Below are 25060 nucleotides of genomic sequence, written 5' to 3' on the forward strand. Positions count from 1 at the left end.
TATGAAACGTTCCTTCGACTCACGAGTCGACTATAGCCTCCTCCTACCAGTGTTTTGTTTACTGGTGATTGGAGTAGTGGCTATCTATATAGCAGTTAGTCATGACTATCCAAATAATGTACTTCCAATACTAGGCCAGCAAATTGCCTGGATTTCCTTGGGCCTTGTCATTGGTTTTGTGGTCATGTTCTTCAATACCGAGTTTTTATGGAAGGTGACTCCCTATCTTTATGGTCTAGGGCTAGCTTTGATGGTCCTACCTCTTGTTTTCTACAATCCGAGTTTGGTAGCTTCTACAGGTGCCAAAAACTGGGTATCAATTGGTGGAACGACACTCTTTCAGCCATCGGAGTTCATGAAGATTTCCTATATCTTGATGTTGGCTCGAGTCATCGTACAATTCACTCAAAAACACAAGGAATGGCGACGAACTATTCCCTTGGATTTCCTATTGATTGGTTGGATGATTGCCTTTACCATCCCAGTCTTGATCCTCTTAGCCCTACAAAGTGACTTAGGGACTGCCTTGGTCTTTGTAGCTATTTTTGCAGGCATGGTTCTCCTTTCAGGTGTTTCGTGGAAGATTATCATTCCTGTTTTTGCGACAGGAGTGACTGCAGTTGCAGGCTTCATGGCCATCTTTATAAGCAAGGATGGACGTGCCTTCTTGCATCAGATTGGGATGCCAACCTACCAGATCAACCGTATTTTGGCTTGGCTCAATCCCTTTGACTTTGCGCAAACAACGACTTACCAACAGGCGCAGGGACAAATTGCGATTGGAAGTGGTGGCTTGTTTGGACAAGGTTTCAATGTGTCCAATCTCCTCATTCCAGTACGTGAAAGTGATATGATTTTTACCGTAATTGCTGAAGACTTTGGCTTCATTGGTTCGGTCTTTGTCGTTGCCCTGTACTTGCTTCTTATTTACCGGATGTTGAAGATTACGCTCAGGTCAAATAACCAGTTCTACACCTACATTTCGACTGGATTTATCATGATGTTGCTCTTCCATATCTTTGAAAATATCGGTGCCGTGACAGGTTTACTTCCTTTGACAGGGATTCCTCTGCCTTTCATTTCTCAAGGGGGCTCCGCAATTATTAGTAACCTCATCGGTGTAGGTCTCCTCTTATCTATGAGTTACCAGACCAACCTAGCGGAGGAGAAAAGTGGAAAAGTTCCATTCAAACGAAAGAAAGTCGTCCTAAAACAAATCAAATAAGGAGGCCACTATGGCAACAGTAGCAGTTATCTTAGCCCAGGGTTTTGAAGAAATTGAAGCCTTGACAGTAGTTGATGTCTTGCGTCGAGCAAACATTTCATGCGATATGGTAGGATTTGAAGAGCAGGTGACAGGATCACATGGCATTCAGGTAAAAGCCGACCGTATCTTTGATGGCGATTTGTCCGACTATGACTTGGTAGTTCTTCCAGGTGGTATGCCAGGCTCAGCTCACCTACGGGATAATCAAGCTCTCATTTCACAGATTAAAGCCTTTGACCAAGCAGGAAAGAAAGTTGCAGCTATCTGTGCAGCTCCAATCGCCCTCCATCAAGCAGGTGTGCTGAAAGACAAGCACTTTACCTGTTATGACGGTGTTCAGGAAAACATCAGTGACGGAATTTACCGAAAGGAAACAGTAGTTGTGGATGGCAATCTAACAACTAGCCGAGGACCGTCAACTGCCCTTTCCTTTGCCTATGAGTTGGTAGAGCAGTTGGGAGGAGATGCAGAAAGTTTACGAGTCGGTATGCTCTATCAAGATGTCTTTGGAAATTAACAGTAAGACGAGAGTTCGGCTCTCGTTTTTGCTTGGAAAAATCTAGGAAATCATCGCTTTTTTCGTAAAAAAATGGTATAATGAACGGTATGAAATATCGTGACTATATATGGGATTTAGGTGGTACCCTATTGGATAATTATGAGACTTCTACAGCGGCCTTTGTAGAGACCTTAGCCCAATACGGAATAGAGCAAGAACACGACCGTGTTTACGAAGCATTGAAGGTTTCGACGGCTTTTGCCATTGAGAAGTTTGCCCCAGCCATCGAGAATTTTTTAGAAAACTACAAAGAGAATGAAGCGCGTGAGCTAGAGTACCCAGTTTTGTTTGAGGGAATTCCAGAGTTACTAAAAGACATCTCTGACAAGGGTGGCCGTCATTTCTTAGTCTCTCATCGAAATGACCAAGTGCTAGAACTTCTTGCAAAGACTCAGATAGCTGACTATTTCACAGAAGTCGTGACTGCCAGTTCCGGTTTCAAACGGAAACCAGATCCAGAGTCTATGATTTATTTACGTGATAAATATCATATCTCATCCGGTTTGGTCATTGGAGACAGAAATATTGATGTAGAAGCAGGTAAAGCTGCCGGCTTAGATGCCTATCTTTTTAAAAACGTTGCGACACTGAGACAAGCAATAGACATGTAAGAAAAGGGAAAAAATGACAGAAGAAATCAAAAATCAACAGGCACAGGATTATGATGCCAGTCAAATTCAAGTTTTGGAGGGGCTGGAAGCTGTTCGTATGCGTCCAGGTATGTATATTGGATCGACCTCAAAAGAAGGCCTTCACCATCTAGTATGGGAAATCGTTGATAATTCAATTGATGAAGCCTTAGCAGGATTTGCCAGTCATATCCAAGTCCTTATTGAGCCAGATAATTCCATCACCGTTGTGGATGATGGACGTGGAATTCCTGTTGATATTCAAGAAAAGACAGGACGTCCTGCTGTTGAGACCGTCTTTACTGTTCTTCACGCTGGAGGAAAATTCGGCGGTGGCGGGTACAAGGTATCAGGTGGATTGCACGGTGTGGGTTCATCAGTAGTAAATGCCCTTTCAACTCAACTAGATGTTCGGGTTCATAAAAACGGAAAAATTTATTATCAAGAATACCACCGTGGGAATGTCGTTGCTGATCTTGAAGTGGTTGGAGATACGGATAGAACCGGAACAACAGTTCACTTCACGCCGGACCCAGAGATTTTTACAGAAACAACGACCTTTGACTTTGACAAATTAAATAAACGTATTCAAGAACTAGCCTTTTTGAACCGAGGTCTTCGAATCTCCATCACAGATAAGCGTGAAGGTCTCGAACAGACTAAACATTACCACTATGAGGGCGGGATTGCTAGCTATGTTGAATATATCAACGAGAACAAGGATGTGATCTTTGATACACCAATCTACACAGACGGTGAGATGGATGATATCACAGTTGAGGTAGCCATGCAGTACACAACCGGTTACCACGAAAACGTCATGAGTTTCGCCAATAACATTCATACCCATGAAGGCGGAACGCATGAGCAAGGTTTCCGTACAGCGCTGACACGTGTTATCAATGATTATGCCCGCAAAAATAAATTGCTAAAAGACAATGAAGACAACCTAACAGGGGAAGATGTCCGTGAAGGCTTGACTGCAGTTATTTCTGTTAAGCATCCAAATCCGCAGTTTGAAGGACAAACCAAGACCAAACTGGGCAATAGTGAAGTGGTCAAGATCACTAATCGCCTCTTCAGCGATGCCTTCTCTGATTTTCTCATGGAAAATCCACAGATTGCTAAGCGCATCGTGGAAAAAGGGATTTTGGCTGCCAAGGCTCGTGTAGCTGCCAAGCGTGCGCGTGAAGTCACTCGTAAAAAATCTGGTTTGGAAATTTCCAATCTTCCTGGAAAACTAGCAGACTGTTCTTCAAACAACCCTGCTGAAACCGAACTCTTCATCGTCGAAGGAGACTCAGCTGGTGGATCAGCTAAATCTGGTCGTAACCGTGAATTCCAAGCTATCTTGCCAATTCGTGGTAAGATCTTGAACGTTGAAAAAGCCAGCATGGATAAAATTCTTGCTAACGAAGAAATTCGGAGTCTCTTCACAGCCATGGGGACAGGCTTTGGGGCAGAATTTGATGTCACTAAGGCTCGTTACCAAAAACTCGTTTTGATGACCGATGCCGATGTTGATGGTGCCCACATTCGAACCCTCTTACTGACTCTGATTTACCGCTACATGAAGCCAATCCTAGAAGCTGGTTATGTTTATATTGCCCAACCACCGATTTATGGGGTTAAAGTCGGAAGTGAGATTAAAGAATACATTCAGCCGGGTACAGATCAAGAAATTAAACTCCAAGAAGCCTTAGCACGTCACAGTGAAGGGCGTTCAAAACCAACCATCCAACGTTATAAGGGGTTGGGAGAAATGGATGACCACCAATTGTGGGAAACAACCATGGATCCAGAACATCGCTTGATGGCACGTGTTTCAGTAGATGATGCTGCTGAAGCAGATAGAATCTTTGATATGTTAATGGGCGATCGGGTAGAGCCTCGTCGCGAATTTATCGAAGAAAACGCTGTTTACAGTACACTTGACGTCTAAAAAATGTGGGAAATAGTTCCCTTGGTTTAAAAAATATGATATAATCATTACGATTGTTTCTAGTATAAAAGGAGTTTGATATGTCTAATGGACAACTAATTTATCTAATGGTTGCGATTGCGGTCATTTTGATTTTAGCTTATGTAACAGCCATTTTTCTACGTAAGCGTAATGTAAGCAGATTAACGGCGCTTGAAGAAAGAAAAGAAGAACTCTACAACCTTCCTGTAAATGATGAGGTTGAAGCCGTTAAAAATATGCACTTGATTGGTCAAAGTCAGGTGACCTTTCGTGAATGGAATCAAAAATGGGTTGATTTATCTCTGAACTCATTTGCAGACATCGAAAATCACCTCTTTGAAGCTGAAAACTATAATAATTCTTTCCGTTTCTTTAAAGCAGCTCACAAGATTGATCAAATTGAAAGCCAGATTAGTTTGATTGAAGAGGATATTGCAGCTATTCGCAATGCCCTTTCTGAACTTGAAAAGCAAGAATCTAAGAATAGTGGTCGTGTCCTACATGCTTTGGACTTGTTTGAAACCCTTCAACATACCGTTGCAGAAGACTCAGAGAAATATGGAAAAGCTCTTCCTGAGATTGAGAAACAATTGGAAAACATCCAATCGGAATTCTCTCAATTCGTTACCCTTAACTCATCAGGTGACCCAGTTGAAGCTGCAGCAATCTTAGATGATACTGAAAATCATATTCTTGCTCTAACGCATATTGTTGATCGGATTCCAGCTCTTGTTGAAACCTTGACAAAGGAATTACCAGATCAATTAGCAGATTTGGAAGAAGGCTATCGCAAGTTGTTGGATGCCAACTACCACTTTACTGAAACAGATATTGAGTCACGTTTCCAACTTTTGCATGAATCTTTGAAGAATAATCAAGAAAACATTCGTCAGTTGGAGTTGGACAATGCAGAGTATGAAAATAATCGCATTCAAGAAGAAATCAACGCACTTTATGATATTTTCACTCGTGAAATTGAGGCTCAAAAAGTCGTTGAGAATCTCCTCTCAACACTTCCAACCTATCTCAACCACTTGAAAGAAAATAACCAGGTGCTTGTTCAGGATCTTGAACGCCTGAATAAAACTTACCTTCTTCCAGAAAGTGATGGAAATCATGTTCGCCGACTTCAAGAAGAATTAGCTGCACTTGATACCGCTATTTTAGAAGTAACAGAGGACCAAAGAGAATCTGCTCAAGCCTATTCTGTTCTTGAAGAACAGTTGGAAATGCTTCAAAGCAATCTCAAAGATATTGAAGATGAGCAAATTTCTGTGAGCGAACGACTTGCGCAAATTGAAAAAGATGACCTCAATGCTCGCCAAAAAGCAAATGTCTATGTGAATCGTTTGCACACTATCAAACGTTACATGGAGAAGCGAAACTTACCAGGAATCCCTCAAAGTTTCTTGAAACTCTTCTTTACTGCAAGTCATAACACTGAAGATTTGATGGCGGAGCTAGAACAACCGCAGGTTAATATTGAATCTGTTAAGCGAATTCTTGAAATTGCAACGAATGATATGGTAGTACTTGAGACAGAAACATATGACATTGTTCAGTATGCAACTTTGACAGAGCAACTTCTTCAATACTCAAATCGCTACCGTTCATTTGATGAACGCATCCAAGAGGCTTTCAACGAAGCACTTGAAATTTTTGAGAAAGAGTTTGACTATCGGGCATCATTTGAGAAGATTTCTCAAGCCTTGGAAGTTGCAGAACCAGGAGTTACAAATCGTTTTGTGACTTCATATGAAAAAACACGTGAAGCAATTCGCTTCTAAACGAGAAGCTTAGATATTGAATTATATCCCGAAAGTTAGATAGGAAATACTAACTTTCGGTTTTTTTGAGCATTGTAATGACTGGATTGAGGAAATTCACTCTAAGTGAGTAAGGCTGGCAATACCAACACGATTCTTATCATCGGTTCCTAGAGAATAAGGACATTCAAGCATCCATGTTACGAATGGGAAACAGTCCAGGTAATGGAATGATGGAGTCCTTCTTTGGCATCTTGAAATCGGAGATGTTTTATGGTTATGAGGAGTCGTTTCAGTCGCTTAAGCAATTGGAACAAGCCATTGTAGACTATATTGATTATTACAACAACAAACGAATTAAGGTAAAACTAAAAGGACTCAGTCCTGTGCAATACAGAACTAAATCCTTTCAATAATTATTTGTCTAACTTTTTGGGGTCAGTACACCTCTGGTCTTTTTAGGTAAAGGAGTAAAAGAAAAACCCGGTAATTAAATACAGGGTTAGTGATCATTTTATCATCATCAATTCGACAATCATAGCTATGTAGATAATTAGGGTAAGGAGAAAACTTGCTCTCCAGAAGAATTTGATAAATCTAGGGTAGTAAAAACTTCTTTTTTTGAGGAGGAAAAAGACAACTAGGAGGATTGCTAGGAGTGAAAGTGCTAGGCCAAGTCGCGGTAGAAAGTTGTGGGTAAAGGCTTTAGCAGTGATAAGGTAGTACTCGAATACCAAAAGTGGAAAAGCTAAATCCGCGAAATTAATTCTTAGTTTTTTCAGTCCGAAAAGCTTGGTGACAATAAAGCAAACTACCAAGGTTAAAATCAATAATAAAATAGACGCTATTTTCATTAAAATCATACCCATATTGTATCATAAAAAATCACTAAAGGAAACGAGAAACAGAGGATTTTATGGCAAAGTCAGGCTTTTGAGATTGTGGGTATTTTTTGTTATAATGAAAGTTATGAAATCTTATAATACCTTGAATGATTATTATCGAAAACTCTTTGGAGAAAAGACTTTTAAAGTTCCTATTGATGCGGGGTTTGACTGTCCCAATCGGGATGGAACTGTGGCTCATGGGGGCTGTACCTTTTGTACAGTTTCGGGTTCTGGAGATGCCATTGTAGCACCAGATGCTCCTATCCGTGAGCAATTTTATAAGGAAATCGACTTTATGCACCGCAAGTGGCCGGATGTTAAAAAGTATCTGGTTTATTTTCAAAACTTTACCAATACCCATGAAAAGGTGGAAGTGATTCGGGAGCGTTATGAACAAGCAATCAACGAACCAGGTGTAGTGGGAATCAATATCGGAACACGCCCAGATTGTTTGCCAGACGAAACCATCCTTTACCTAGCTGAGCTAGCAAAACGCATGCATGTGACGGTGGAATTGGGCTTACAGACTACATATGAAAGAACCTCTAACTTGATTAACCGTGCCCATTCCTATGAATTGTATGTAGAAACGGTCAAACGATTGAGGAAATATCCTAAGATTGAGATTGTTTCCCATTTGATCAATGGTTTGCCCGATGAGACTCATGAGATGATGGTCGAAAATGTCCGCCGCTGTGTCACAGATAATGATATTCAAGGAATTAAACTGCACTTGCTCCATCTCATGACCAATACGCGTATGCAGCGAGATTACCACGAAGGACGCTTGCAACTGATGAGTCAGGACGAATATGTCAAGGTCATTTGTGACCAATTGGAAATCATTCCCAAGCATATCGTCATCCACCGAATCACGGGAGATGCGCCTAGAGATATGTTGATTGGTCCCATGTGGAGCCTCAATAAATGGGAAGTGCTAAATGCTATTGAAACTGAAATGAGACGACGGGGCAGTGTTCAAGGATGCAAGGCTGTAAAACAGGAGTTTAAAAATGAAAAGACCACTTGAGATGGCACATGAATTTTTGGCTGAAGTCGTGACAAAAGAAGATATTGTTGTGGATGCGACCATGGGTAATGGTCACGACACGCTTTTTTTAGCCAAACTAGCAAAGCAAGTCTATGCCTTTGATATACAGAAACAAGCTTTGGATAAAACCCAAGACCGTTTAAATGAGGCAGGTTTAGAGAATGTCCAGTTGATTTTGCAAGGGCATGAGACGCTCGATCAGTTTGTGACAGAAGCTAAGGCAGGAATTTTTAATCTGGGTTACCTGCCATCTGCTGATAAGTCTGTTATTACCCGACCTCAGACTACCATTGAGGCACTTGAAAAGCTTTGTCATTTGCTTGTCAAGGGTGGACGGATTGCCATTATGATTTATTATGGTCATGAGGGAGGAGATATTGAAAAGGATGCTGTTTTGGACTTTGTGAGTCAGTTGAACCAACAAGAGTACACAGTTGTGATTTATCGAACCCTCAACCAAGTTAACAACCCCCCGTTTGTAGTTATGATTGAAAAATTAGAAAGATACAGGCATGGATAAACAATACCTACGTGAGAAATTAGAGGCTATGCGCCAAAATTTTGTTGAGTCAACGCAACATGAGCGAGCAGTTGGAGTGCTCGACAAAGAGCATATGAGTAAGAAAATGCTCAAAATCAAGAAAAAGTTAGTGGCTCTTGAAATGGAACGGTGCCAGAAAAAAATTGAGCACAAAGACTGTTCCAAGATTGATCAAAAAATCCAAGAACAGAAGGAGATATTTGAATCTTGCTGTAAAAAAGACTAAGGAGGAATTGCGTGGAATTACTCATTTACCTGATTCTATTTTTATTTGTCTTAATTGTTTCCAGTACGACTAATAAACTCTTGCCTTTTTTGCCTCTTCCCCTAGTACAAATCCTTTTGGGAATTGTGATTGGTCTCTTTTTGCCAAATACCGACTTTCATCTCAATACCGAGTTATTTTTAGCACTGGTTATCGGGCCCTTGCTTTTCAGAGAATCTGAAGAAGCAGATGTTACGGCTATTTTAAAACACTGGCGCATCATTGTTTACTTAATCTTTCCAGTGATTTTCATCTCGACCCTGAGTTTGGGTGGCTTGGCCCATCTTCTTTGGCTCAGCCTTCCCTTGGCGGCTTGCTTGGCTGTTGGGGCAGCCCTTGGTCCGACTGATTTGGTAGCCTTTGCTTCTCTTTCTGAGCGTTTTAGTTTCCCTAAACGGGTTTCCAATATCCTAAAAGGGGAAGGACTTTTAAATGATGCTTCTGGTTTGGTAGCCTTTCGAGTAGCTCTGGCTGCCTGGACAACAGGTGCTTTTTCTCTTAGCCAGGCTGGGACTTCTTTAGCCCTGTCTATCATAGGTGGTTTTGCGGTCGGCTTTGTGACGGCAATGATCAATCGTTTCCTGCATACATTTTTACTGAGTATGCGAGCGACAGATATAGCGAGTGAACTTTTGCTTGAACTGAGTTTGCCTCTTATGACCTTCTTTATCGCCGAAGAAATCCATGTTTCAGGGATTATCGCAGTTGTAGTTGCAGGGATTTTGAAGGCCAGTCGTTTCAAGAAAATCACACTCCTCGAAGCCCAAGTTGATACCGTTACTGATACTGTTTGGCATACCGTGACCTTTATGCTCAATGGATCTGTCTTTGTCATCTTGGGGATGGAATTGGAAATGATAGCAGAACCTATCCTGACTAATCCCCTTTATAACCCCCTACTCTTACTAGTATCTGTTGTTTTACTGACATTCTTACTTTTTGCCATCCGCTTTGTCATGATTGTTGTTTTTTACTTTGTGAGGACGCGTCGACTTAAGAAAAAGATAAATAAGTATATGAAGGATATGCTGCTTTTGACCTTCTCTGGTGTCAAAGGGACAGTATCTATCGCGACCATTCTCCTCATACCAAGTCATTTGGAGCAGGAATATCCTTTGTTACTCTTCCTTGTAGCAGGCGTTACACTGCTGAGCTTTTTAACGGGTTTACTAGTCCTCCCTCATTTATCTGAGGAACAAGAGGAAAGCAAGGATCATTTGATGCATATTGCGATTTTGAATGATGTAGCTGCAGAATTAGAAAAAGAGCTAGACCATCACAAGAACAAACTTCCTCTTTATGCAGCTATTGATAATTATCATGGTCGGATTGAAAACCTCATCCTTAGTCTGGAAAATAAGAGAGTCCAAGAGGACTGGGAATCTCTCAAACTCCTTATCTTGAGTATTGAGAGTGACGGTTTGGAGCAAGCCGACGAAGAAAATAGAATCAGTGAGCGTGGCTATCGAGTTTACCAACGTTACCTAAAAAACATGGAGCAGAGTATCAATCGGAATTTCGCTTCTAGAGTGACTTATTACTTCCTAGTTTCCTTACGGATAATGCGCTTTCTACTTCATGAAATATTTACCTTTGGCAAAACTTTCCGTAGTTGGATGAATGAAGAATCTCGTAAACTATTAGCAGTTGACTATGATCAGATTTCAGAGTTGTATTTGGAAAATACAGAGCTGATTATCGAGAGTTTGGAAAACCTCAAAGGGGTTTACAAGAGTTCACTGATTAGTTTTATGCAAGAGTCTCGTCTACGCGAGACGGCCATTATCGGAAGTGGTGCCTTTGTTGAGCGGGTTATCAATCGCATCAAGCCAAACAATATCGATGAAATGCTACGAGGCTACTATCTCGAACGTAAGGCAATCTTTGAATACGAAGAAGCTAAACTGATAACAGCCAAGTATGCCAAAAAACTACGTCAAAATGTGAATAATTTGGAAAATTATTCTCTGAAAGAGGCTGCAAATACCTTGCCTTATGATATGCTAGATTTAATCAGAAGAAATTAGATGATGAAGAAAATGACGGAGGATGGGATATGAAAAAGTGGTGGAAGGAGCTATTGGATAAGCCATTATTGAAAGCTTTTTTGCATTATTATCAAGCATCGGATAGTGAGTTGACCAGTGTTGCGGTTGCCTACTATTGGTTGATTTCAATCTTTCCTTTGCTAATGATAATGGTCAATATTTTGCCTTATTTTCAGATTCCGGTCTCAAATTTCTTACTTACGATCAAGGAATTCTTGCCTGATACAGTGTATGATGTGGTCGCCAAGATTGTCCGAGAAGTTCTGACACAACCATCAACTGGTTTGCTGAGTTTTGCCGTTTTATCTGCACTCTGGACCTTTTCAAAATCAATGGATTTCCTTCAAAAAGCCTTTAACAAAGCCTATGGAGTGACCAAGAGTCGAGGGATTATCTCCCATCAGTTGATGAGTTTGCTTGTTAGCCTTGGCTTGCAGATTCTTTTTGCCCTAGCCTTGTTTTTGAGTATGTTTGGTCGCATGTTGCTCAACCTCCTCAAAACTTACTGGCAATCAGACAGCCCGCTATTTTCCTACTTGCAAGATTTTACAGGCCCTCTAGTCTATGCTTTGATCTTTGCCATTCTGGTTATGATTTATTACTTCCTTCCAAAAGTAAAAACACCACGAATCCGCTACGTTTTACCAGGAAGTGTCTTTGTCTTGCTAACTCTTATCGGTTTATTGAATATCTTTTCTGTTTATTTTAATAACTATGTCAATCACCTAGTCGATGTCCGATTTTTCAGTTCCATCATCGTGGTAGTCATGATGTTCTGGTTTATTCTTATTGCAAAGATTTTGATTATCGGAGCGGTTATCAATGCCAGTGTTCAGAGTTTGAAAGATCCAAAGTTTAGTATGGAATGATTAGAAAAATCCCTATTAGGTTTCCTAATAGGGATTTTTCTAATAGATAAACATGGCATCGCCGAAACTGAAGAAACGATAGCGTTCTTGAATAGCGTGCTGGTAGGCATCTAAGACTAATTCACGGCCGGCAAAGGCAGAAACCAACATGACGAGAGTTGATTTGGGTAGGTGGAAGTTGGTTGAGAAAGCATCCACGACCTTCCATTGGTATCCAGGTTTGATAAAGATATTGGTCCAGCCAGAATCAGCCTGAATTTGCCCATCAAACTTGGAACCGATGGTTTCCAACGTACGGATAGAAGTGGTACCGACAGCAATGACGCGACCTCCCTTTTCCTTGACAGAGCTAAGAGTGGCTGCTGCTTCCTCAGAGAGCTGGTAGAATTCTGAGTGCATTTCGTGTTCGTCTAGATTATCCACAGAAACAGGTCTAAAGGTTCCGAGTCCGACATGGAGGGTCAGATAAACCAGATGGACCCCCTTAGCTTGGATTTCTGCTAGCAGTTCTTTGGTGAAGTGCAGTCCAGCAGTTGGTGCTGCAGCAGAGCCACTTTCCTTGGCGTAGACGGTTTGATAACGTTCACGGTCATCCAGTTTTTCATGGATGTAGGGTGGTAGTGGCATTTCACCTAGACTTTCCAAGACTTCTAGGAAAATTCCTTGGTATTCGAAGCGGACAATGCGGCCTCCGTGGGTCAATTCTTCTGTAACGACAGCGCTGAGGCGACCATCGCCAAAGTTGACACGAGTGCCAACCTTGAGGCGTTTGGCAGGTTTAGCCAGAACTTCCCACTCATCACCACTAGTATTTTTGAGCAGGAGAAGTTCCACATGGCCTCCTGTCTCTTCCTTTTGGCCATAGAGGCGGGCAGGGAGAACGCGAGTGTCGTTCATGACAAGGGCATCACCAGGTTCCAACATATCAATAATAGAGTGGAAGTGTTTATCCTGCATTTCTCCCGTTTCCCGGTTTACGATGAGAAGCTTGGAGGCATCTCGTTTTTCAAGTGGCGTTTGGGCAATCAATTCCTCAGGCAAGTGGAAATCAAAATCAGCTGTATTCATTTTTTTCATCATTCTTTCTAAGTTCTAATCTTATCCATTATAACACGTTTCAAGTTTGGGCGCTCTTTTTTTAGAAATTAAATCGTTTTCACTTGACAAAAATTGGTCTATACCATATAATAAATATAGATTAAAACGGAGGATGAAAAGATGAAAGTTATTAAAGTTGAAAATCAAGTCGAAGGTGGAAAAGTAGCTTTTGAGATTTTGAAGGAAAAATTGGCCAATGGCGCTCAAACATTAGGACTTGCGACAGGGAGCAGTCCACTTGAGTTTTACAAGGAAATCGTTGAGAGTGACCTTGATTTTTCAAATCTAACTAGTGTAAACCTTGATGAGTATGTAGGACTTGACGGAGACAATCCTCAGTCTTATCGTCATTTTATGCAAGAACACTTATTCAACCAAAAACCATTTAAAGAAAGTTTCTTGCCTCGTGGGGTTAAGAACAATGCTGAAGCAGAAGTAGAACGCTACAACCAAATTTTGGCTGACCATCCAGTTGACCTCCAAATCTTGGGAATCGGTCGCAATGGACATATCGGCTTTAACGAGCCAGGAACTCCATTTGATAGCCAAACGCATCTAGTCGAACTTGATCAGTCTACCATCGAAGCCAATGCTCGCTTCTTTGACAAGATTGAAGACGTTCCGACTCAAGCCATCTCAATGGGGATTAAAAACATCTTGGATGCCAAGTCAATTATTCTCTTTGCTTACAGTGAGTCGAAAGCAGAAGCCATTGCTGGCACAGTATCAGGCCCAGTGACTGAGAACCTCCCAGCAAGTAGCCTACAAAACCACCCTGATGTGACTATTATTGCGGATGCTGAAGCGCTCAGCTTGCTTGAAAAGTAAAATGACAAGAACCACTTGCTCTTTGGAGTGAGTGGCTTTTTACTTCAAATGTTCACTATCCTGCTAAAGTGGTATAATATAGCTATACGGGGAGGCTCGAACTTTGATTTATATAATCGGTTTTATTTGTTTTTTACTTTTAATGTTTCTGTTTAGTCGCTTAATTCAGCAATCAAAGAATCCTTCGGGCTTTCTAGGAAAACGAATGATGAAATTGTGGAATCGAACCTATCTCCCTATGTTTGTATGGGCAATTCGTCATCTGGATAGGACATTTTACCCTGTAATCTTAGATGTAGGAGTTGGGAATGGTCGTTCAACCATCCTGCTGAAAGAAACTTTTCCGCAAAGTACCATCACTGGAATCGATATTTCAGATACTGCAATAGCTCAAGCCAAACAGATAGAGATGACTAATCTAAATTTTGAACGAAGAGATGTTAGGGAGACAGGTTTTTCTGATGAAAGTGTTGATTTAATCACAGCTTTTCAAACTCATTTTCATTGGCAGGATTTAGAGGCTTCTTTTATGGAACTTCGAAGAATACTCAAATCAGACGGGATGCTCTTACTGGCTTGTGAATATAACAAGTTGTCTTACTTTTTACCAGAGGTTCAAAGCGAAGAAGCATTTAGACGATTCTTGTTATCGGTAGGGTTTGAGCTCGTAACTAGTCAAAGAAAGGGATCATGGATTCTTTATAAAATTGTTAAAAATTAATGGAGGTACATCATGAAACAATTATTTTTATGTTCATACTTTGCTGGAGTCAAAAAGCTTTTTAGCGATTATGCAAAGGAAAAGAATCTAGAAAACAAGGTTTTATTTATTCCTACCGCTGGGAACAAAGAGGATTATACTGCCTATATCGATGAGGCTCAGCAAACATTCAGGGATTTAGGATTTGAGATAGAGGTTCTAGATATTGCTTCTTGTGATCGAGAAACTGCACAGGCAAAGATTTTCCAAAGCAAGATTCTTTATATCTCAGGTGGAAATACCTTTTATTTGTTGCAAGAATTAAAGAAAAAACAACTCCAATCTCTTATCAAAGAGCAAATAAGAGATGGGCTGGTCTATGTGGGAGAATCAGCAGGGGCTATCATTACAGCCAAGGATATTGACTACAATAAACTTATGGACGATAAGACGGTAGCGACAGAGTTATCTGATACAACGGGATTGGATGAAGTGGATTTTTACATCCTTCCACATTATGGTGAGGAACCTTTTACTGATAGTAGCAAAAATACCTTTGAAATGTATAAAAAGCAGCTTGAATTGCTACCGCTTCATAACCACCAAGCAATTATCGTTAACGATGAGCAAATAGATATCTTGACAATAGAATAAAAGTGTGGTTGGAAGAACATTGATATTTTACCACTAAAACGATTAGCGGTTGATAATTCACTTAGTGGGAATCTGCCATGGATAGATTAATTTTATGAATTCAAGAAGGGAAAAGTTATGAAAATAAAAACGTTAGATAAAATAGGTGGGATTGTTTTCTTGTTTCTAACGATTGCTACCATTGTCGTTTTTTTATCAGATACGAGCTTCTTTGAGTGGGCGTTTACTAGACACCAGAATACTCTGAGTTGGTATATTCGCCCTCTCTTTATTATTCCAATTGTAATGGGAGCTTATAAAAAATCCTATAGCCTGATTTTCTTTTCTATATTTTGCCTATTTACTAGCATGTTTTGGTTCCCAAAGCCGGAAATAGTTGATGTAAAAGTAATTGAGTTTTTGAATTTTGAGAAGACTTATTTTACGAGCGGATGGAGTATTGAAAAAGTTATCATTCTGGCGACGATTCTAGCATTTTTTACGGCGATTATATCCTTAACATGGAGTAGACGTTGGTATGGATTATTAGCAACAGTAGTGATCGGAGCGTTTCTGAAGGTTGCCCATAGTCTTTTATTTAGTGGAGGAAGTGGTATATCGATTGTAAAACCAGCTGTTTTGGGCTTGATTCTCTGCATCTTAGTGATTTATTTCATCTTCAAAAGAAGAAAGTAAAAATAATAGAAGTTTATGGTTGCTTTTCTCTTGACAATTATTCACTTTGTGTGTAAAATGGAATAGATCTTGAACTTGAAGGGAGTGAAAAAAATGTCTAAAACAGTAGTACGTAAGAATGAATCTCTTGACGATGCACTTCGTCGTTTCAAACGTGCGGTTACTAAAGCTGGTACTCTTCAAGAAACACGCAAACGTGAATTCTATGAAAAACCTTCTGTAAAACGTAAACGTAAATCAGAAGCAGCTCGTAAACGTAAAAAATTCTAATTTGAAATGAAAGGCTAGACTTGTCTAGCCTTTTTTTTTCCAAATAAATACTGTAAATCCTGCAAAAAAAGGAAACTTCCTACCACAATTTGATATAATAGTAGGGAGAACTCGATTGAAGGAGGAAATTATGTCGGTTTTAGTAAAAGAAGTCATTGAAAAGCTCAGATTAGACATTGTTTATGGTGAAGGCGATTTACTTGAAAAAGAAATCAATACTGCGGACATTTCTCGACCAGGTCTTGAAATGACAGGCTATTTTGATTACTATACTCCGGAGCGACTTCAGCTGTTGGGAATGAAGGAATGGTCTTATTTAGTCTCCATGTCTTCTCACAACCGTTATAAGGTGTTGACCAAGATGTTTCAACCAGAAACACCAGTGGTTATTGTTGCGCGTGGTTTAGTAGTTCCAGAAGAAATGTTGAAAGCTGCCAGGGAATGTAAGATTGCGATTTTAACCAGTCGAACAGCTACTAGTCGCCTGTCAGGAGAATTATCTAGCTATTTGGATTCTCGTTTGGCAGAACGGACCAGTGTTCATGGTGTCTTGATGGATATTTATGGCATGGGTGTCTTGATCCAAGGGGATAGCGGTATCGGTAAGAGTGAAACTGGTCTGGAACTTGTGAAACGTGGACACCGTTTGGTGGCAGATGATCGTGTAGATATTTTTGCAAAAGACGAAATGACCCTTTGGGGAGAGCCAGCTGAAATTTTGAGGCATTTACTTGAGATTCGTGGAGTGGGGATTATTGATGTGATGAGTCTCTACGGAGCAAGTGCAGTTAAGGATTCTTCACAAGTTCAACTAGCAGTTTATTTGGAAAATTATGATACGCATAAGACCTTCGATCGCTTAGGAAATAATGCTGAAGAAATCGAGATTTCTGGTGTAGCCATTCCACGTATCCGCATCCCAGTAAAAACAGGACGCAATATTTCTGTTGTCATTGAGGCGGCTGCCATGAACTACCGTGCTAAGGAAATGGGCTTTGATGCGACACGTTTATTTGAAGAACGCTTGACAAGTCTGATCGCTCAAAATGAGGTGAAAAATGATTAATCCAGTCGCATTTGAAATCGGTCCTTTTTCTATTCGTTGGTATGCTTTGTGTATTGTGGCTGGTTTGGTTTTGGCAGTCTACCTTGCCATGAAGGAAGCTCCTAAAAAGAAAATCCTGTCAGATGATATTTTGGATTTCATTCTGATTGCTTTTCCAGTTGCGATTTTAGGTGCTAGACTATACTACGTACTCTTTCGCTTAGATTATTACCTGCAAAATCCAGGTGAAATCATTGCCATCTGGAATGGTGGTTTGGCCATTTATGGAGGTTTGATAGCGGGCGCTATTGTCCTTTATATCTTTGCAGATAGAAAGCTGATTAATACTTGGGATTTCTTAGATATTGCAGCACCGAGCGTCATGGTTGCCCAGAGTTTAGGACGCTGGGGGAACTTCTTTAACCAAGAAGCCTACGGTGCAGCAGTAGATAGTCTGGATTATTTGCCAGGCTTTATCCGTGACCAGATGTACATTGATGGCAGCTACCGTCAGCCGACCTTCTTATATGAGTCGGTTTGGAATCTGATCGGATTTGCTTTGATTCTGATTTTTAGACGAAAATTAAAGGGAATCAGACGTGGTCATATTACGGCATTCTACTTGATTTGGTATGGCTTTGGTCGTATGATTATCGAAGGCATGCGGACGGATAGTCTCATGTTCTTTGGTCTGCGAGTTTCCCAGTGGTTATCAGTTGTTCTTATCGGACTCGGTATTTTTATCATACTTTATCAAAATCGAAAGAAAGCCCCTTTCTATCATACTGAGGAGGAAAAATAAATGTTAGAAGTTGCATATATACTTGTTGCGATTGCTTTGATTGTCTGTTTAGTCTATTTGACAATCACGATTCAAAAAGCAGGTCGTATGATTGATGAGACAGAGAAGACCATCAAAACATTGAGCTCAGATGTGGACGTTACCTTGCATCAGACTAATGAATTGTTGGCTAAGGTTAATGTGTTAGCAGACGATATTAACGACAAAGTTGCGACTATTGATCCACTCTTTACGGCGGTGGCGGACTTGTCTGAGTCAGTATCTGACCTCAACCAACATGCACGTGTCTTAGGCAAAAAAGCTTCATCTGCTGGTTCAAAGACCATTAAAACAGGTGCAGGCTTGTCCGCTCTTCGTGTCGCAAGTAAATTTTTCAAAAAATAAAAAAGGAGAAATCTTATGGGAAAACTATCCTCTATCCTTTTAGGTACGGTTTCAGGCGCGGCTCTTGCTTTGTTTTTGACAAGTGACAAGGGTAAGCAAGTTTGTAGTCAAGCTCAGGATTTTCTAGATGATTTGAGAGAAGATCCAGAATATGCTAGAGAGCAGGTTTGTGAAAAACTAACAGAAGTGAAGGAACAGGCAACTGACTTTGTGCTGAAAACAAAGGAACAAGTAGAATTTGGTGAAATTACTTTTGATAGTGTCCTTGACCAAGCTAAAAACTGTGCTCGACAAGCGACAGAAGCGTCAAAGGAAACCTTTAACAATCTCAAGGAGCAATGGCAAGAACAGTCAGCAACTCCAGACGTCGCTGAAAGCCAAGAAGAAATTATCATTGATATTACTGAAATATAATGCATCACCATCTCTGGTTTTTGGAGATGGTGATTTTTATCTGCAAGCCTGTCTTTGTGGTATAATAAGTACTATGCAGAAAAAACCAACGTCCGCCTATGTGCATATTCCCTTTTGCACACAGATTTGTTATTATTGTGACTTTTCAAAGGTCTTTATCAAGAATCAACCAGTAGATAGTTACCTGGAGCATTTGCTAGAGGAGTTTCGTTTTTATGATATCCAAAAGTTACGAACTCTCTACATTGGAGGTGGGACGCCAACGGCTTTGTCCGCTTCGCAATTAGAGGTGCTTCTGGATGGTTTGACTAAAAATCTAGACTTGTCTGTCTTGGAAGAGTTGACCATTGAAGCCAATCCAGGCGACTTGGACGCGGATAAGATTGCGGTTTTGAAACAGTCGCCAGTCAATCGTGTTTCCTTGGGTGTGCAGACTTTTGATGACAAAATGCTGAAAAAGATTGGGCGTAGTCATTTGGAGAAGGATATTTATGAAAATATCGACCGCCTGAAACTGGCTGGTTTTGACAATATCTCCATCGATCTAATCTATGCTCTTCCAGGTCAAACTATGGTTCAGGTCAAGGACAATGTAGCTAAGGCTATCTCGCTTGATATTCCTCATATGAGTCTTTATAGCTTGATTTTGGAGAATCATACGGTCTTTATGAACCGCATGCGACGTGGGAAATTGCCCCTGCCTAAGGAAGAGTTAGAAGCTGAGATGTTTGAGTACATCATCGCAGAGCTGGAGCGAGCTGGTTTTGAGCATTATGAGATTTCCAATTTCTCAAAGCCTGGTTTTGAAAGTCGCCACAATCTCATGTACTGGGACAATGCTGAATATTATGGTATCGGTGCGGGTGCGTCAGGTTATGTGGATGGAGTTCGTTATAAAAACCACGGTCCTATCCGCCACTATCTCAATGCGGTAGAGGCAGGAAATGCTCGCATTACAGAAGAACACCTGAATCAAAGGGAGCAGATGGAAGAAGAAATGTTCCTGGGACTCCGCAAGAAATCCGGGGTTTCCATGACACGATTTGAGGAAAAATTCGGACGGTCCTTTGATGGACTTTATGGCGAAATCATCAGAGACTTGGTTCAACAAGGTCTTATGCAGATCGACGGTGATCGTGTCCGAATGACAAAGAGGGGTCTCTTCTTGGGAGACACTGTAGCAGAACGATTTATTTTGGAGTAGAACAATGGGCTTAACTTATCAAATGAAAATGAAAATTCCTTTTGATATGGCGGACATGAACGGTCATATCAAACTTCCAGATGTGATTTTGCTGTCCTTGCAAGTATCAGGTATGCAGTCAATTGAGCTGGGAGTTAGCGACAGAGATATGTTAGAACGTTACAATCTGGTCTGGATTATTACAGACTATGCGATTGACGTGGTGCGCTTGCCTTGCTTTGCTGAAGAGATTACGATTGAAACAGAAGCATTGACTTACAATCGTCTTTTTTGCTACCGCCGTTTCACTATCTATGATGAAGCAGGTCAAGAAATCATTCGCATGGTAGCAACCTTTGTTCTTATGGACAGAGATAGTCGTAAAGTTCATGCTGTTGAACCGGAGATTGTTGCTCCTTATCAGTCTGAGTTTGATAAAAAACTCATCCGTGGGCCAAAGTATGCAAATCTAGAAGATCCGATCAGCAAAGACTACCATGTTCGTTTTTACGACTTGGATATGAATGGTCATGTCAATAATAGCAAATACCTGGATTGGATTTTTGAGGTCATGGGAGCAGACTTTTTGACCAAGTATATTCCAAAGAAAATCAATCTCAAATATGTAAAAGAAGTGCGACCAGGTGGCATGATTGCTTCAACTTATGAACTCAAGGGACTAGAAAGCAAGCATGAGATTATCAGTGATAGCGAGATTAATGCCCAAGCTATGATTACTTGGCAAGAAATTGAAGCGAATTAGAAAGGACGATATGACTTATAAAGGTTATTTAATTGATTTAGACGGGACTATCTACAAGGGGAAAGACCGGATTCCGGAAGGTGAGGCTTTTGTGCATGAGTTGCAAAAGCGAGAAATTCCCTATCTCTTTGTAACCAATAATACAACTCGTACTCCTGAGAGCGTTCAAGAGATGTTGGCTCAGAATTTTAATATCGACACGCCTCTATCAACTGTCTACACGGCAACTCTGGCAACCATCGACTATATGAACGACTTGGGACTGGAAAAGACAGTCTATGTCATCGGAGAAGCGGGGCTCAAGGATGCCATCAAGGCAGCCGGTTATGTCGAAGACAAGGAAAATCCAGCCTATGTGGTAGTTGGACTGGACTGGCAAGTCGACTATGAAAAATTTGCGACGGCGACTCTAGCCATTCAAAAGGGGGCTCACTTTATCGGAACCAACCCTGACCTCAATATCCCGACGGAACGTGGTCTTTTGCCTGGTGCTGGTTCACTAATTACCCTTCTTGAAGTAGCAACACGAGTGAAACCGGTTTATATCGGGAAACCAAATGCTATCATCATGGACAAGGCAGTTCAGCACTTGGGCTTGAATCGAGAAGACTTGCTCATGGTCGGGGACAACTATCTGACGGACATTCGAGCAGGGATTGACAATGGCATTCCAACGCTCTTGGTGACGACAGGTTTCACCAAAGCAGAAGAAGTGGCGGACTTGCCAATCGCCCCGACTCATGTGCTTTCTAGCCTAGCGGAGTGGGATTTTGATGAAAACTAAACTAACCTTTTGGGGAAGTATGCTCTTTCTCCTCTCCCTTTCTATCCTACTGACTATTTATCTGGCATGGGTTTTCTATCCTTGGGAAATTGAGTGGCTGAACTTAGCGAATCGAGTTTATCTAAAGCCCGAAACCATTCAGTACAATTTTCATATCTTGATGAATTACCTGACCAATCCCTTTAGTCAGGTCTTAGAGATGCCGGATTTTCGTTCATCAGCGGCTGGTTTACATCACTTTGCGGTGGTGAAGAATCTCTTCCACTTAGTTCAGCTAGTTGCCCTAGTGTCACTTCCAAGTTTCTATTTCTTTGTTAAAAAGATTGTGAAAAAAGGCTTTTTGCCCCTATATCGTAAAAGTATCTTGATTCTAGTGCTATTGCCTCTGGTCATTGGGCTTGTAGGAGTGTTGATTGGCTTTGAGCAATTCTTTACGCTTTTTCATCAGATTCTCTTTGTAGGAGATGATACTTGGCTTTTTGATCCAGCAAAGGACCCAGTTATTTGGATTTTGCCAGAGATTTTCTTCCTCCATGCCTTTTTGCTTTTTTTTGCTTTGTATGAAGGAATATACGGTTTCCTTTTTGTCAAAGCTTCAAGGAAATAGTAGAGAACATTTCGTATTTTTAATAAAAAATGGGAGAATATGCCTTGCTCCCCATTTATTGATAGGTTATCCTAGAGATAAGCTTGTAAAGCCTTCAAATTCTATCAAAAGCCGCCTATTTTCTGTGAAAAAATAGGCTTTTTTTCCCAAAATAGCTAGCCAATCGCTTTATTTTTTTGTATAATAGAAACAGCAAAGTTTAGATAAAGAAGAGAAAAGCATGATTACACTATTTTTATCACCGAGCTGTACATCATGTCGTAAGGCAAAGGCCTGGTTAGAGACGCATAAGGTGCCCTTTCAAGAGCATAATATTATGACCAGTCCTTTAACAAGAAAAGAATTGCAACACATTCTTTCCTTGACCGAAAATGGTACTGATGACATCATTTCAACTCGTTCAAAAATTTTTCAAAAATTGGATATTGATGTAGAGAGTATTTCGGTATCGGAGTTGCTTCAGTTGATTGAGCAATATCCTAGTCTTTTGCGTCGCCCAATTATTATAGATACCAAACGCATGCAGATCGGTTTTAATGAAGATGAGATTCGTGCTTTTCTCCCTCGTAGTTATCGTAAACAAGAATTGAAAGAAGCAACATTGAGAGCTGGTATTGGATAGATGAACAAACAGTATAGTTACCCACTAGATTTGTCGTGGAGCACTGAAGAACTTGCTTCAGTGCTTTCTTTTTTTAATGATGTTGAAGCTGCTTATGAAGATAAGGTAGAAGCAAAAAAACTGCTAGATTCCTACAAGGAATTTAAGACCGTTGTTCCTAGCAAAAGCGAAGAAAAGCGCTTAGGTCGCGAATTTGAGACGGTTAGCGGTTATTCCTTCTATCATGCGGTTCAATTAGCAAAAGAAAAAAGAGAAGGGAAGATTTCTCTTGGAAACTAAATTTGAATTTGCCAAACAGATTGTGCAAGAAGCTGCTAACTATATTTTGGCTCACATGAAAGAAGATTTGCAGGTCGAGCGAAAGTCTTCACCTACTGACTTGGTGACGCGTTTGGATAAGGAAGTTCAGGATCTTTTGGTTGGTAGAATTTTAGCATCTTATCCAGAAGACTTGATTTGTGCGGAAGAGGGCTGTTTGCGTGCTGGAGTCGGTCAAGGTTCCGTTTGGGTGATTGATCCCATTGACGGTACCAATAACTTTGTCGCTCAGAAGGAAGATTTTGCCGTGATGTTGGCCTACTTTGAGAATGGGGTTGGGAAATTCGGTATCATTTATGATGTCATGAAAGGGGATTGTTACCATGGTGGTGGTGCCTTTCCTGTCTATCGGAATAAGGAACTCTTGACTAGTTTTAAAAAGAAACCTCTTCAAGAATTTTTAGTGGCTGGTAACTCAGGCATGTTTGAAAGCAATGAGTGGGGCTTAGCTGATTTAGGACGGGCAGCGTTAGGAGTCCGTGTCTATGGTAGTGCGGCCATTAGTTTAGCCAAGGTTTTATCAGGTCGCCTTCTGACCTATATCTCCTACTTGCAACCTTGGGATTACGCTGCTGCAAGTATCCTAGGGGAAAGTCTGGGCTATCGTCTTCTTACAGTTTCTGGTGACCCTGCTGATTTTAAAACGTATCAGCCTGTCATGATGGTGCCAATCGAGATGCAAGAAGAGATTCAGTCCTACATTTATGAAAGGAAAGAAAATTAAATGCAATTTCCAGAAGGATTTGTTGAAAAATATGAAGCGATACTAGAAGATGAGGCAAGAGATTTTCTTGCCTCTTTTAAACAGGAAGCAGTATCGGCTTTTCGGGTTAATCCCTTAAAAGAAAGTCAGCTATCATTTGCAGATGCCATTCCCCATACACCTTGGGGGTATTATGGTAAGGTCTCTGGAAAGTCTCCAGAGCACGTGACCGGTTTCGTTTATTCGCAAGAACCTGCAGCCCAAATGGTGGCCCAGGTAGCTCAACCAAGTCCTGGCATGAAGGTCTTGGACTTGGCGGCAGCGCCAGGTGGGAAATCTACTCAATTGGCAGCTTATCTGGCTAATCAGGGTGTCCTTGTTTCCAATGAAATTTCAAGCAAGCGGGCTAAGATTTTAGTGGAAAATATGGAGCGATTTGGAGCTACAAATGTAGTCGTGACCAATGAGTCTGCGGACCGCCTAGCCAAGGTCTTTAAAGGCTACTTTGATGTGATTGTCCTTGATGCCCCTTGCTCGGGTGAAGGGATGTTCCGTAAACAACCAGATGCCATGGACTATTGGAACCTCGATTATCCGAGCCAATGTGCCAATCTCCAAAGAGAGATTTTAGAAGATGCAGTCACCATGCTTGCTGAAGGTGGTCGTTTGATCTATTCGACCTGTACTTGGTCACCTGAGGAAAATGAAGAGATCGTTCACTGGTTACTAGATACTTATGATTTTGAACTGCTTCCAGTCGAGCATGTGAACGGTATGGTAGCAGGAATTGGACTTCCTGAAACGGCGCGAATGTACCCTCACCATTTTAAGGGAGAAGGTCAGTTTGTTGCCAATTTGCAGTTTAAGGGAGAAAATCCAGCACCTAAATTCAAAGCCAGCAAGAGCAATCTCAGTCGTGAACAACTGGATTTGTGGCATGATTTTGCCCAAAAACACTTGCAGGTCAATCTAACTGGTATCTTACAGACTTTTGGAGATCAGCTCTATCTCTTGCCAGAGATGCTACCTGATCTAGGGAAGCTCAAAATTGCCCGAAATGGCCTCCATCTGGGGACGTTTAAGAAGAAACGCTTCGAACCAAGCTTTGCTCTGGGATTAGCCTTGAAACCAAGTCAAGTAAAACAAAGGGTCGAAATCAATGATGAGGATTTTGTAAAATATGTGGCTGGTGAGACTGTTCAATTGTCTGAATCTCGACCAAATGGCTGGTACCAAGTTGTGGTTCAAGGAAACGGACTAGGCTTTGCCAAGGTAACGGGAAATGTTTTGAAAAATTATTATCCAAAAGGGCTCAGATTCAGGTGAAAAAGCTAGTCAAAGAGCCTACTCTATGTTATAGTGGAA

29 protein-coding genes and 1 pseudogene are annotated in these 25060 nt (G+C 41.0%); 28 read left to right on the forward strand and 2 right to left on the reverse strand.

Annotated elements, in window-relative coordinates:
- Position 1 precedes the first annotated feature (1 nt).
- From AC4ME5_RS06915 to AC4ME5_RS06940, 6 genes and pseudogenes are all read left to right on the forward strand, one after another.
- A complete protein-coding gene (locus AC4ME5_RS06915) occupies positions 2-1225 on the forward strand; it encodes an FtsW/RodA/SpoVE family cell cycle protein (RefSeq protein ID WP_007517506.1) in 1224 nt (407 codons plus the stop codon).
- 10 nt (positions 1226-1235) lie between these two features.
- Positions 1236-1784 (forward strand): DJ-1 family glyoxalase III, encoded by a 549-nt coding sequence (locus AC4ME5_RS06920; protein WP_007520339.1) that lies wholly within the window; start codon positions 1236-1238, stop codon positions 1782-1784.
- A gap of 89 nt (positions 1785-1873) precedes the next feature.
- On the forward strand, positions 1874-2437 hold the full coding sequence (locus AC4ME5_RS06925; protein ID WP_007520338.1) for an HAD-IA family hydrolase: 564 nt from the start codon (positions 1874-1876) through the stop codon (positions 2435-2437).
- 13 nt (positions 2438-2450) lie between these two features.
- On the forward strand, positions 2451-4397 hold the full coding sequence (gyrB, locus tag AC4ME5_RS06930; RefSeq protein WP_007520336.1) for a DNA topoisomerase (ATP-hydrolyzing) subunit B: 1947 nt from the start codon (positions 2451-2453) through the stop codon (positions 4395-4397).
- A gap of 80 nt (positions 4398-4477) precedes the next feature.
- Complete coding sequence (ezrA, locus tag AC4ME5_RS06935; RefSeq protein ID WP_084872768.1) at positions 4478-6205, forward strand: septation ring formation regulator EzrA; 1728 nt, start codon at positions 4478-4480, stop codon at positions 6203-6205.
- A gap of 113 nt (positions 6206-6318) precedes the next feature.
- Positions 6319-6600: pseudogene (locus tag AC4ME5_RS06940) on the forward strand (transposase); the annotation flags it as partial.
- Positions 6601-6693: 93 nt separating this feature from the next.
- Here the strand turns inward: AC4ME5_RS06940 and AC4ME5_RS06945 are convergent.
- A complete protein-coding gene (locus AC4ME5_RS06945; protein WP_491800397.1) occupies positions 6694-7053 on the reverse strand; it encodes a DUF3397 family protein in 360 nt (119 codons plus the stop codon).
- A gap of 91 nt (positions 7054-7144) precedes the next feature.
- Between AC4ME5_RS06945 and mnmL the strand changes: the two genes are divergently transcribed.
- From mnmL to AC4ME5_RS06970, 5 genes are read left to right on the forward strand one after another with little or no spacing between them, the layout of a single operon-like run.
- Complete coding sequence (mnmL, locus tag AC4ME5_RS06950; protein WP_491800398.1) at positions 7145-8101, forward strand: tRNA modification radical SAM protein MnmL/YtqA; 957 nt, start codon at positions 7145-7147, stop codon at positions 8099-8101.
- Positions 8085-8642, forward strand: coding sequence for a tRNA 5-(aminomethyl)-2-thiouridylate-methyltransferase MnmM (gene mnmM, locus AC4ME5_RS06955; protein WP_007520327.1), 558 nt, complete (start codon positions 8085-8087; stop codon positions 8640-8642). The genes mnmL and mnmM overlap by 17 nt, the downstream gene beginning before the upstream one ends.
- Complete coding sequence (locus tag AC4ME5_RS06960) at positions 8635-8889, forward strand: hypothetical protein (RefSeq protein WP_007520326.1); 255 nt, start codon at positions 8635-8637, stop codon at positions 8887-8889. Before mnmM ends, AC4ME5_RS06960 begins: the two co-directional genes overlap by 8 nt.
- 11 nt (positions 8890-8900) lie before the next feature.
- Complete coding sequence (locus tag AC4ME5_RS06965) at positions 8901-10955, forward strand: cation:proton antiporter (protein ID WP_007520325.1); 2055 nt, start codon at positions 8901-8903, stop codon at positions 10953-10955.
- Between the two features lie 29 nt (positions 10956-10984).
- Entirely contained in the window at positions 10985-11845 is an 861-nt protein-coding gene (locus tag AC4ME5_RS06970) for a YihY/virulence factor BrkB family protein (protein ID WP_007520324.1), read from the forward strand.
- 39 nt (positions 11846-11884) lie between these two features.
- On the opposite strand, the gene queA is transcribed toward AC4ME5_RS06970, so the two are convergent.
- Positions 11885-12913, reverse strand: a complete 1029-nt coding sequence (gene queA / locus AC4ME5_RS06975; protein WP_007520323.1) for a tRNA preQ1(34) S-adenosylmethionine ribosyltransferase-isomerase QueA — start codon at positions 12911-12913, stop codon at positions 11885-11887.
- 150 nt (positions 12914-13063) lie between these two features.
- Between queA and AC4ME5_RS06980 the strand changes: the two genes are divergently transcribed.
- The 17 genes from AC4ME5_RS06980 to AC4ME5_RS07060 all read left to right on the forward strand — a co-directional run bounded on the left by AC4ME5_RS06980 (position 13064) and on the right by AC4ME5_RS07060 (position 25021).
- Positions 13064-13771, forward strand: a complete 708-nt coding sequence (locus AC4ME5_RS06980) for a glucosamine-6-phosphate deaminase (protein ID WP_061588303.1) — start codon at positions 13064-13066, stop codon at positions 13769-13771.
- Between the two features lie 103 nt (positions 13772-13874).
- A complete protein-coding gene (locus AC4ME5_RS06985; protein ID WP_061588302.1) occupies positions 13875-14492 on the forward strand; it encodes a class I SAM-dependent methyltransferase in 618 nt (205 codons plus the stop codon).
- 12 nt (positions 14493-14504) lie between these two features.
- Complete coding sequence (locus AC4ME5_RS06990; protein ID WP_491800399.1) at positions 14505-15125, forward strand: Type 1 glutamine amidotransferase-like domain-containing protein; 621 nt, start codon at positions 14505-14507, stop codon at positions 15123-15125.
- A 117-nt stretch (positions 15126-15242) separates the two neighbouring features.
- Entirely contained in the window at positions 15243-15800 is a 558-nt protein-coding gene (locus tag AC4ME5_RS06995; protein ID WP_000695593.1) for a hypothetical protein, read from the forward strand.
- A gap of 93 nt (positions 15801-15893) precedes the next feature.
- Positions 15894-16070, forward strand: a complete 177-nt coding sequence (gene rpsU, locus AC4ME5_RS07000) for a 30S ribosomal protein S21 (RefSeq protein WP_000048054.1) — start codon at positions 15894-15896, stop codon at positions 16068-16070.
- Positions 16071-16200: 130 nt separating this feature from the next.
- Complete coding sequence (gene hprK / locus AC4ME5_RS07005; RefSeq protein WP_000115137.1) at positions 16201-17136, forward strand: HPr(Ser) kinase/phosphatase; 936 nt, start codon at positions 16201-16203, stop codon at positions 17134-17136.
- Positions 17129-17917 (forward strand): prolipoprotein diacylglyceryl transferase, encoded by a 789-nt coding sequence (gene lgt / locus AC4ME5_RS07010; RefSeq protein WP_045617417.1) that lies wholly within the window; start codon positions 17129-17131, stop codon positions 17915-17917. The genes hprK and lgt overlap by 8 nt, the downstream gene beginning before the upstream one ends.
- The gene (locus AC4ME5_RS07015; protein ID WP_000895025.1) at positions 17918-18301 is read left to right on the forward strand and encodes a DUF948 domain-containing protein; all 384 of its coding nucleotides are present in this window, start codon (positions 17918-17920) and stop codon (positions 18299-18301) included.
- Between the two features lie 15 nt (positions 18302-18316).
- A complete protein-coding gene (locus AC4ME5_RS07020; protein WP_061588299.1) occupies positions 18317-18715 on the forward strand; it encodes a YtxH domain-containing protein in 399 nt (132 codons plus the stop codon).
- A 73-nt stretch (positions 18716-18788) separates the two neighbouring features.
- Positions 18789-19919: a radical SAM family heme chaperone HemW gene (hemW, locus tag AC4ME5_RS07025; protein ID WP_061588298.1), complete on the forward strand. Its 1131-nt coding sequence runs from the start codon at positions 18789-18791 to the stop codon at positions 19917-19919.
- Between the two features lie 4 nt (positions 19920-19923).
- Positions 19924-20661, forward strand: a complete 738-nt coding sequence (locus tag AC4ME5_RS07030) for an acyl-[acyl-carrier-protein] thioesterase (protein WP_096421949.1) — start codon at positions 19924-19926, stop codon at positions 20659-20661.
- A gap of 10 nt (positions 20662-20671) precedes the next feature.
- Entirely contained in the window at positions 20672-21445 is a 774-nt protein-coding gene (locus AC4ME5_RS07035) for a TIGR01457 family HAD-type hydrolase (protein ID WP_096421951.1), read from the forward strand.
- On the forward strand, positions 21435-22052 hold the full coding sequence (locus tag AC4ME5_RS07040; RefSeq protein WP_084939143.1) for a TIGR01906 family membrane protein: 618 nt from the start codon (positions 21435-21437) through the stop codon (positions 22050-22052). Before AC4ME5_RS07035 ends, AC4ME5_RS07040 begins: the two co-directional genes overlap by 11 nt.
- A 220-nt stretch (positions 22053-22272) precedes the next feature.
- Positions 22273-22674: a Spx/MgsR family RNA polymerase-binding regulatory protein gene (locus AC4ME5_RS07045; RefSeq protein ID WP_000631261.1), complete on the forward strand. Its 402-nt coding sequence runs from the start codon at positions 22273-22275 to the stop codon at positions 22672-22674.
- Positions 22675-22953 carry a UPF0223 family protein gene (locus AC4ME5_RS07050; protein WP_061588293.1) on the forward strand — a complete coding sequence of 93 codons (279 nt, stop codon included), beginning with the start codon at positions 22675-22677 and terminating at the stop codon, positions 22951-22953.
- The gene (locus AC4ME5_RS07055) at positions 22943-23716 is read left to right on the forward strand and encodes an inositol monophosphatase family protein (protein ID WP_491800400.1); all 774 of its coding nucleotides are present in this window, start codon (positions 22943-22945) and stop codon (positions 23714-23716) included. The genes AC4ME5_RS07050 and AC4ME5_RS07055 overlap by 11 nt, the downstream gene beginning before the upstream one ends.
- On the forward strand, positions 23717-25021 hold the full coding sequence (locus AC4ME5_RS07060; RefSeq protein ID WP_491800401.1) for an RsmF rRNA methyltransferase first C-terminal domain-containing protein: 1305 nt from the start codon (positions 23717-23719) through the stop codon (positions 25019-25021). It abuts the gene before it with no gap.
- The last annotated feature ends 39 nt before the right edge of the window (positions 25022-25060 follow it).

The sequence above is a fragment of the Streptococcus sp. A69 genome, assembly GCF_058556195.1.